General features: G+C 73.5%; 5 protein-coding genes and 1 pseudogene. 5 read left to right on the top strand and 1 reads right to left on the bottom strand.

Annotation, left to right across the window (positions count from 1 at the left end):
* The 3 genes and pseudogenes from D581_RS01000000138305 to D581_RS0136085 form a co-directional block, all read left to right on the top strand.
* Positions 1-223, top strand: a pseudogene (locus tag D581_RS01000000138305) (IS110 family transposase); the annotation flags it as partial.
* A gap of 508 nt (positions 224-731) precedes the next feature.
* Complete coding sequence (locus D581_RS0136090; RefSeq protein ID WP_018961962.1) at positions 732-4,688, top strand: glycosyltransferase; 3,957 nt, start codon at positions 732-734, stop codon at positions 4,686-4,688.
* Entirely contained in the window at positions 4,685-6,223 is a 1,539-nt protein-coding gene (locus tag D581_RS0136085; RefSeq protein WP_018961961.1) for a DUF5719 family protein, read from the top strand. Before D581_RS0136090 ends, D581_RS0136085 begins: the two co-directional genes overlap by 4 nt.
* A 108-nt stretch (positions 6,224-6,331) precedes the next feature.
* Here D581_RS0136085 and D581_RS0136080 read toward each other — a convergent pair whose 3' ends face one another.
* Positions 6,332-6,760, bottom strand: a complete 429-nt coding sequence (locus D581_RS0136080; protein WP_020679279.1) for a metallopeptidase family protein — start codon at positions 6,758-6,760, stop codon at positions 6,332-6,334.
* Positions 6,761-7,056: 296 nt separating this feature from the next.
* Between D581_RS0136080 and D581_RS0136075 the strand changes: the two genes are divergently transcribed.
* Positions 7,057-7,491, top strand: a complete 435-nt coding sequence (locus D581_RS0136075; protein WP_026291220.1) for a DUF3499 domain-containing protein — start codon at positions 7,057-7,059, stop codon at positions 7,489-7,491.
* A gap of 69 nt (positions 7,492-7,560) precedes the next feature.
* Positions 7,561-8,931 (top strand): phosphomannomutase/phosphoglucomutase, encoded by a 1,371-nt coding sequence (locus D581_RS0136070; RefSeq protein ID WP_018961958.1) that lies wholly within the window; start codon positions 7,561-7,563, stop codon positions 8,929-8,931.
* Positions 8,932-9,092 lie beyond the last annotated feature (161 nt).

The raw sequence follows: 9,092 nt of genomic DNA, 5'->3' as shown, positions 1-9,092 counted from the left end.
CAACCGGCAGCTCAAACGCGCCATGTTCCTCTCCGCCTTCGCCTGCATGAACGCCGATCCGGCCTCCCGCGCCTACTACGACAAGCAACGCGCCCGCGGCAAAACCCACACCCAAGCCCTCCTCCGCCTCGCCCGCCAACGCATCAGCGTCCTGTTCGCCATGCTCCGCGACGGCACCTTCTACGAACCCCGCACGCCGAAGGACGTCGAGCTCGCCGCATAACCCCAGCAACGCTGAACCACCCCAAACCCGACAGGGTCCCTTGACGAAAGACATAGAGGCACCCCCCCCACGAGGCACCCGGCGCACCCCGGACCACTTACCGGCCGCCGGCCGCCACCGCGCGAGCCGGAGAGCGATCCGCGCGCCCCCGCACACCCAACCCCCACTCCCCACTCCCCACCCCTCACTCCCCACCCCCATCCCCACTTCCCGCGCTTCCGGCCGAGGCCGCACCTCTTATCCGCCAGGCTTCCCGTCCGGCAGGCCCCCCCCGAGCCCGCTTCCCCACCCCCGACGGCCCGCCCACCGACCCCTTCCCCGGGGCTCGGCAGGCGGGCCGTCGGCGCGTCCGCGCCCGGCCCCTTCACCCGCTCCGACCCCCGCCACCTGTCCGTACCGTTAGTGTGGGGCCCCGTCCGAGACGCGCCAACGCCCCGACGGCGCGCGCGTGTACACCGATGCAGCCCCCGGGGACGCCCCCGGACCCGGCCGGAGGGCCCGTACCTCGATGTCCGTGCACAGCCACTCGGCGGCGCCGAACGCGGCCGCCGCCGCCCCAGAGTTCCCCCGGCACGTCGTCACCGCCGTGCTCGTCTCCCACGACGGCGCCCGCTGGCTGCCCGACGTGCTGGCCGGGCTGCTCGGCCAGGAACGCCCCGTACAGAACGTCGTCGCCGCCGACACCGGCAGCGCCGACGACTCGGCCCGGCTGGTCACCGAGGCGCTCGGCGACGAGCGCGTCCTTCACCTCGCACGCCGTACGAGCTTCGGCACCGCCGTCGACGAGGCGGCCCGCACGGCGGGAATCCTGACCCCGGACGACCTGCCGTACCTCAAGCGCCCCAGTGGCTGGGATCCGGCCGGCCGGACCTGGGTCGACGAGAACTACGACCTCCCCGAACTGCCGCACGGCGAACCGGTCCAGTGGCTCTGGCTGCTGCACGACGACTGCGCCCCCGAGCCGGACGCGCTCGCCGAGATGCTGCGCGTCGTCGACACCGACAAGCACGCCACGATCGTCGGACCCAAACTGCGCGGCTGGTACGACCGCAAGCAGCTCCTCGAAGTCGGCGTCTCCATCGCCAACAGCGGACGCCGCTGGACGGGCCTGGACCGCCGCGAGCAGGACCAGGGCCAGCACGACCAGGTCCGTACCGTCCTGTCCGTCTCCTCCGCCGGCATGCTCATCCGCCGCGACGTCTACGAGGAGCTCGGCGGCTTCGACCGCAGGCTCCCCCTGATGCGCGACGATGTCGACCTGTGCTGGCGCGCCCACCTGGCGGGCCACCGGGTCCTCGTCGCCCCGGACGCCGTCCTGCGGCACGCCGAGGCCTCCGCCCGCGAACGCCGCCCCATCGACTGCGCCGGCCGCTCGGTCGCCAGCCCACACCGGGTCGACAAGGCGGGTGCGGTCTACACGATGCTCGTCAACGCCCGCGGCAAGGCCCTGCCCTGGGTTTTGCTCCGGCTCGTCGTCGGCACCCTGCTCCGTACCCTCGCCTACCTCCTCGGCAAGGTGCCCGGTCAGGCCCTCGACGAGGTCACCGGCCTGCTCGGCACCCTGCTGCGCCCCGGCCGGATCCTCGCCGCCCGCCGCGCCCGCGGCAAGGGCGCCGTCGACGCCGCCGAGCTGCGCGCACTGTTTCCGCCGCCGGGCGCGACCGTCCGGGCCACCGTCGACCAGGTCGCGGGCAACTTCGGCGGCCGCAGCGACGCCGACTCGGGCGGTTCACGGCACGGAGCCGTCGAATCCGGGCCCGGCGGCGACGACGCCGACTTCCTCGAAGTCGACCAGTTCGCCCGCCTCAAGCGCATCGGCCGCAAACCGGGACCCATCCTCTTCGCACTGCTCCTGATCGTCTCCCTCATCGCCGGCCGCAACCTCCTCAGCGGCGGCGCACTGGCGGGCGGCGCCCTGCTGCCCGCCCCGGCCGAGTTCGGCGCGCTCTGGGGGAGTTACGCGGACGCCTGGCACACCGTCGGCACCGGCGGCACCCAGACCGCCCCGCCCTACCTCGCGCTGCTCGCCGCCCTGTCGGCCCTCTTCCTCGGCTCGACCGGCCTCGCCATCAGCGTGCTGCTGGTCTGCTCGATCCCGCTGGCCGGGCTCACCGCCTACTTCGCCTCCCGCCCGCTGCTCCCCTCCCGGCTGCTGCGGGCCTGGGCGAGCGTCGCGTACGCCTTCCTGCCCGCCGCGACCGGAGCCCTGGCCACCGGCCGCCTCGGCACCACCGTCCTCCTCGTCCTGCTCCCGCTTGCCGCCCGCGCCGGCGTCGCCGCCCACGGGCTGCGCGCCGACAGTGCGGCGGGGGAGCGCGGCAGCTGGCGTGCCACCTGGGCGTACACGCTGCTGCTGACCGTCATGATGGCGTTCACCCCGATCGTCTGGCCGCTCGCCGTGGTCCTCGGCATCGCCGTCCTCGTACTGCGGCGCGGCGACATCACGGCGTACGGACTGCGCTTCGTCGCCGCCGTCGGCACCCCGGTACTGGTCCTCGCCCCCTGGTCGCTCACCCTCCTGACGGACCCGTCCGCGCTCCTGACCGAAGCGGGAATGGACCTCGGTACGGGAACGGCATCCGGCCTCGACCTGCTCGGCATCAGCCCCGGCGGCCCCGGGGCGACGGGCGGCATCCTGCTCCTCGGCATCGTGCTGGCCGCGCTCGCCGCCCTGCTGCGCGGGGAGCGGCAGTTCGCCGTCCGCACCGCCTGGGCGGTCGCACTCGTCGGCTTCCTCTTCGCCGCCGTCGCCAACGGGTCCACCTGGGCCGGACCCGCCACCCTCGTCTACGGCGCCGCCCTGATCGCCGCCGCCCTGGTGGGCGCGGACGGGGCCCGTATCCGGGTCGCCGAACAGAGCTTCGGCTGGCGTCAGCCCGTCGCCGTCCTGATCGCGCTGGCCGCCGGACTGGCCCCGGTCCTGGCCGCGTTCGGCTGGATGATCGGTGGCGCCGACGGGCCCCTGGAGCGGCGCGACCCCGTCCAGGTGCCCGCCTTCGTGGCGGAGGAGAGCACCACCCGCGACCAGCCCCGCACCCTCGTCCTCGGCGGCAGCTCGCCCGGCTCCGTGGAGTACAGCCTGGTCCGCGGCTCGGGCGCCCGCCTCGGCGACGGCGAACTCACCGAGGCCGGCGGCAGCAACAGCCACCTCGACAAGGTCGTCGCCAACCTGGTCGCCGGCTCCGGCGCCGACCAGGGCGGCCAGCTCGGCGGCTTCGCGATCCGCTACGTCCTCGTCCGGGACGGAGCACCGCGCGAGATGAGCCGGGTCCTCGACTCGACGCCCGGGCTCAGCCGCCTCAGCCAGCTCGACGGCAGCGCCCTGTGGCGGGTGGACCGCCAGGTCGCCCGTGTCATGATCACCCCGGCTTCCGGCGAGGGCGAGCACCTTCCGGTCGGCTCGGCCGCCGTCGAGGCCCACTCCGAGATCCCGTCCGGCGAAGCGGGCCGCGTGCTGCGGGTCGCGGACGCCGCCGACCCGGGCTGGACGGCGACCCTGGACGGCAAGCCGCTGCCCCGCAAGACCGTCGACGGCTGGGCCCAGGGCTTCGAACTGCCCGCGGAGGGCGGCCGTCTGGACCTCACCCACGACGCCCCGATCACGCACACCGCGTGGATCTGGGCGCAGGCCGGACTCCTCCTGGTCCTGGTGGTCATGGCCCTGCCGGGCCGCCGCCGGGAGATCGACGACGACCTGCCGGAGGAGGCGGCGCCCGCCGTCGCCGCCGAGCCGGTCGACGGAGAGGGCCGCCGCGCCCGCAGGCTGCGCGCCGCGGCCCAGGCCGAGGCGGCGGCCACCGCCGAGGATGCCGGGGAGCCCGGAGGGCCCGGGGAGCCCGGGGACGACGTTCACCCCGGCGACCGCAACCCGTCGCGCGTCCCGGGCCCGGCCGCGGACCCGGGGGGGTACATCCCCGCGCAGCAGTCCGCCGACCCGTACGCCGCCAACCCCCCGGCGCACGACCCGCAGGAAGCCACCGGCGGCTACGCGGCGGTCCCGCAGCAGCAGTACGGCGAGTACGCGCAGTGGGACGGCCAGCAGCAGCCGGGCGCCGACTACTACGCGACGTACCAGCCGGACCCGTACACCCAGCAACAGCAACAGCAACAGCAACAGCAACAGCAACAGCAACAGCAACAGCAACAGGGCGCCGGCTACCAGGGCTACGAGGCCGAGGACCCCTACACACAGCAGTACAACGAGCAGGGCACGTACGGCGGGCAGGCCGCGTACGACGACCAGAGCTCCTACAACGACCAGGGGGCGTACAACAACGACCAGAGCGCGTACGACGAGTACGGCCAGTACGTCGGCGGGCAGTACCAGCAGCAGCCCTACCCCGGCCCCGCCCAGCAGCCGCAGCCCGACCGGCACCCTGCCGAGAACGGCGAACAGACCGACCCCCCGGCCCCGGGCCAGGCCCCGTGGCAGACCGGTAACGCATCGCGAGGCGATTCCGAGTGAAGTCCACCCACCTGTCCCTGATCGCGGGCGCCGCCGTCCTGGCCGCCATCACCGGATTCGCGACGGTCACCGCGCCCGGGGCTCCGGCGGAGACCGGGACGAAGTCCGCCGCGCTGCTGCCGGTCGAACGCTCCAGCCTGGTCTGCCCGGCGCCCAGCGACTCCGACCTCGCCGAGACGCAGTACACCGCGTTCACCCCGGCGGGCGAGGGCGGCGAGGCCAAGGGCACCGCCGAGCTGAAGCCGGCCCTGCCGGTCGTGGACGACGAGGACGAGACCGACCCGAAGAAGGTCAAGAAGGCCGAAGAGGCGGCGAAGAAGGCGAAGGAGAAGGCCGACAAGCCGGTCCTCGCCGTGAAGGAGCCCGGAAAGCCGGTCGTCGCCGAGGCGGACGGCTCCGACGCCCCGGCCCTCGTCGGCACGGCCACCGGCAAGCTGGCCCCCGGCTGGGCCGCCCAGCAGACCACCGAGGTCACCGTGAGCGGCGCCCGCGGGCTCCTCGGGGTCACCTGCACCGCTCCCGACACGGACTTCTGGTTCCCCGGCGCGAGCACCGCGAAGTCCCGCCAGGACTACCTCCACCTCACCAACCCCGAGGACTCCGCCGCCGTCGCCGACATCGAGCTGTACGGCCCCGAGGGCGCGCTCAAGTCCGAGGTCGGCGACGGCATCACCGTGCCGGCCCGCTCCAGCGTCGCCGTTCTGCTGTCCACCCTCACCGCCGAGACCGTCGACCACCTGACCGCCCACGTCACCACCCGCTCGGGCCGGGTCGGCGCGGTCGTCCTGAGCGCCGACGACAAGGCGGGCAGCGACTGGATCACCGCGTCCGACGACCCCACCGGCACGCTCGTGCTGCCCGGCATCCCGGCCGACGCCACCTCCGTACAACTGGTGGCGTTCGCCCCCGGCGAAGACGATGCCGACGTGAAGGTCCAGCTCCTGGGGAAGAACGGGGCGTTCTCCCCGGCCGGGAACGCCACCCTGCACATCAAGTCCTCGATGACGGCGGCCGTCGACCTCAAGGACGTCACCCGGGGCGAACCGGGCTCCCTGCGGCTGAGCCCCGTCCAGAAGGACCGGGCGACCCCGATCGTGGCCGCACTGCGTGTGGTCCGCGGCAAGGGCGACAAGCAGGAGATCGCCTATATCCCGGCCACCGGACCGGTCGGGGCACGGGCGAGCGTCCCGGACAACCGGGCCAAGGGCTCGACGCTCTCCCTGACCGCGCCGGGCGCCACCGCCGAGGTGAAGGTCACCGCGTCGGCGGGCAGCGACGGAGGTGAACCGGCCGTGGAGACGTACACGGTCAAGGCCGGCACGACCCTCGCCGTCACCCCGAAGGCCCCGGAGGGCCTCAAGGGCGCCTACGCGCTGACCGTCGAGACGACCTCGGGCGGCCCGGTCCACGCGTCGCGCACCCTGGCGCGCACCGAGGACGGCGTCCAGATGTTCACCGTGCAGACGCTCCCCGACGACGGGGGCACGGTCGAGGTCCCGTCGGCCGTCCAGGACCTCTCGGTCCTGGACGACTGAGGGCGACCGAACCTCCGACAGCCGAGCCGTCCCCCCTGGCTCGAACCCTCCAGGGAATCACCCCAGGGGATCACCAGGGGATCACCCTGGGGGACCGGCTCCAGGGGGCTAGTCCTGCCCGTACCGGGGGTCGACCGACTCGGGCGCCAGCCCCAGCAGCTCGGCGACCTGCTCGACGACGACCTCGTGGACGAGCAGGGCGCGCTCGTCGCGGCTCTTGGTGCGGATCTCGACGGGCCGCCGGTAGACGACGATCTGCGCGGGCCGCCCCTTGCCGGCGGAGACCGCGCTGCCGAGCGGAACGGTCTCCTCCGGGGTGTCGGGCACGTCGAGGACGACGAAGTCGACCTCGGCCAGCTGGGGCCAGCGCCGCTCCAGCCGCTCCACCGAGTCCTGGACCAGATCACGGAAGGTCTCGCCCCGGCTGGCCGACAGCGGCACCTGCGGTGGCGCGACCGGCCCGCGCATACCGCGGCCATGCCGGTCACGGCGCCGGGGCCGCGGCTCGAACGGGCGGGGAGGTACGGAGCTGTCCATCACCGACGCAGCGTAACGCTCCGGGGGCCGGGTGATCGGCGAGCCGACGCGGCCGACCGGACCTTCCGGAGAGGGGGCCCGTCCCGATCTCGGATGTCCGCAGTTGAACATTTCGGCCAAGGTTGAGCCCTTTTCAGGCCCGTGATCCGATCATCGCCCCCGCGCCCGACGCCGCGATCCACTCCCGCCCGAGACCCGCACGACCACGGTGCGATCGCCGGGCCCCCGCCCCGACGCAGGTCAGGACAGCCGACCGGAACGCCGTGGTGCCGCAGGTCACAGGGCGACACGGTGGGGTGACCCGAGGGGGGAGTCGTCGCAGCCCGCTCACGAGTGCGGTACCGTCCAACATCGTGAGCCCTGTACGTCGCTGTTCGCGCACCGCGTGCGGCCGCCCTGCCGTCGCGACACTGACGTACGTCTATGCCGATTCGACTGCGGTCCTCGGCCCGCTCGCCACCTACGCCGAGCCCCACTGTTACGACCTCTGCGCCGAACACAGTGAGCGGCTTACCGCGCCACGGGGCTGGGAAGTGGTGCGGCTCTCCGACGGCTCCGCACCGGCGCACCCCAGCGGCGACGACCTCGAAGCACTGGCCAACGCGGTCCGCGAAGCGGCACGCCCGCACGACCGGGGTCCGGACGGCGGAGGCCGGGGACCACGCGCCGCCGACCCGGTGGAAGTGGCCCGCCGAGGCCACCTGAGAGTGCTGCGCTCACCGGACTCCTGAGGCCGCCTCCTGAGGCTCTGCCCGGCCGGGTAGTTTGGGCGGTCCGCAAAGACCCCAGGAGGACCGGCCGTGGTTGCTGATCTGTCGCAGCTCGTCAAGGCGTACGACGTGCGCGGAGTGGTGCCCGACCAGTGGGACGAAGCGCTGGCCGAACTCTTCGGATCCGCGTTCGTCCAGGTCACGGCCGCCGACGCGATCGTGATCGGCCACGACATGCGCCCCACGTCACCGGGGCTCGCCGGAGCGTTCGCCCGGGGTGCGGCGGCCCGGGGCGCGGACGTCACGCTCATCGGCCTCTGCTCGACGGACCAGCTGTACTACGCGTCGGGGGCCCTCGGCCTCCCCGGGGCGATGTTCACGGCCTCGCACAACCCGGCGCGGTACAACGGCATCAAGATGTGCAGGGCGGGCGCCGCCCCCGTCGGCCAGGACACCGGCCTCGCCGAGATCCGCACCCTGGTCGAGCAGTGGTCGGAAGGCGCCCCCCAGCCGGCGGCCGCCACCGCCCCCGGCACGATCACCGAGCGCGACACCCTCACCGACTACGCCGCCCACCTCCTCGGCCTGGTCGACCTCAAGGCGATCCGCCCCCTCAAGGTCGTGGTCGACGCGGGCAACGGCATGGGGGGCCACACCGTCCCCACAGTCTTCGGAGGCCTCCCGCTCGACCTCGTACCCCTGTACTTCGAGCTGGACGGCAGCTTCCCCAACCACGAGGCCAACCCCCTCGACCCCAAGAACATCGTCGACCTCCAGGCACGCGTCCTTGCCGAGGGCGCCGACCTCGGCCTCGCCTTCGACGGCGACGCGGACCGCTGCTTCGTGGTCGACGAGCGGGGCGCGGGCGTCTCCCCCTCCGCGATCACCGCCCTGGTCGCCGCCCGTGAGCTGGCCCGCAACGGCGGCGAGGGCATCGTCATCCACAACCTGATCACCTCCTGGTCCGTCCCCGAGGTGGTCCGCGAGAACGGCGGCACCCCGGTCCGCACCCGCGTCGGCCACTCCTTCATCAAGACGGAGATGGCGAGGCACGGCGCGATCTTCGGCGGCGAGCACTCGGCGCACTACTACTTCCGCGACTTCTGGAATGCCGATACGGGCATGCTCGCCGCCCTCCACGTACTCGCCGCACTCGGCGGCCAGCAGAAGCCGCTCTCCGAACTGGTCGCGGAGTACGACCGGTACAGCGGCTCCGGCGAGATCAACTCCACCGTCGCCGACCAGGCCGCCAGCCTGGCCGCGGTCAGGAAGGTCTACGGCGCCCGCGACGACATCACCTTCGACGACCTGGACGGCCTCACGGTCACGGCCGCCGACTGGTGGTTCAACCTCCGCGCCTCGAACACGGAACCGCTGCTGCGCCTGAACGTCGAGGCGAGGGACGAGAAGACGATGGCGGCGGTACGCGACGAGGTCCTGACCCTGATCCGCAAAGCCTGAACCAGCCAGAATTCCGCTCCGGCCGGCCCCACTCGGCACCTCCGACGTCTGCCTCCCCGCGCCAACCTGGCCCGGCCCTCCCGAACCCGGCCCTCCCGAACCCGGCCCACCCCTCTTCGGCCCCGTTCTTTCCAGCCCCTCCGGCGTTTGAGGAGCGGGGT

It is taken from the genome of Streptomyces sp. CNB091, from assembly GCF_000377965.1.
The sequence above is the reverse complement of the archived record's forward strand: the minus strand, read 5'-3'. Positions and strand labels throughout refer to the sequence as shown.

Excerpts from the sequence above, each read along its gene's own strand:
- D581_RS0136080 (WP_020679279.1), bottom strand. The coding sequence starts at position 6,760 with ATGGACAGCTCCGTACCTCCCCGCCCGTTCGAGCCGCGGCCCCGGCGC.
- D581_RS0136090 (WP_018961962.1), top strand. The coding sequence starts at position 732 with ATGTCCGTGCACAGCCACTCGGCGGCGCCGAACGCGGCCGCCGCCGCC.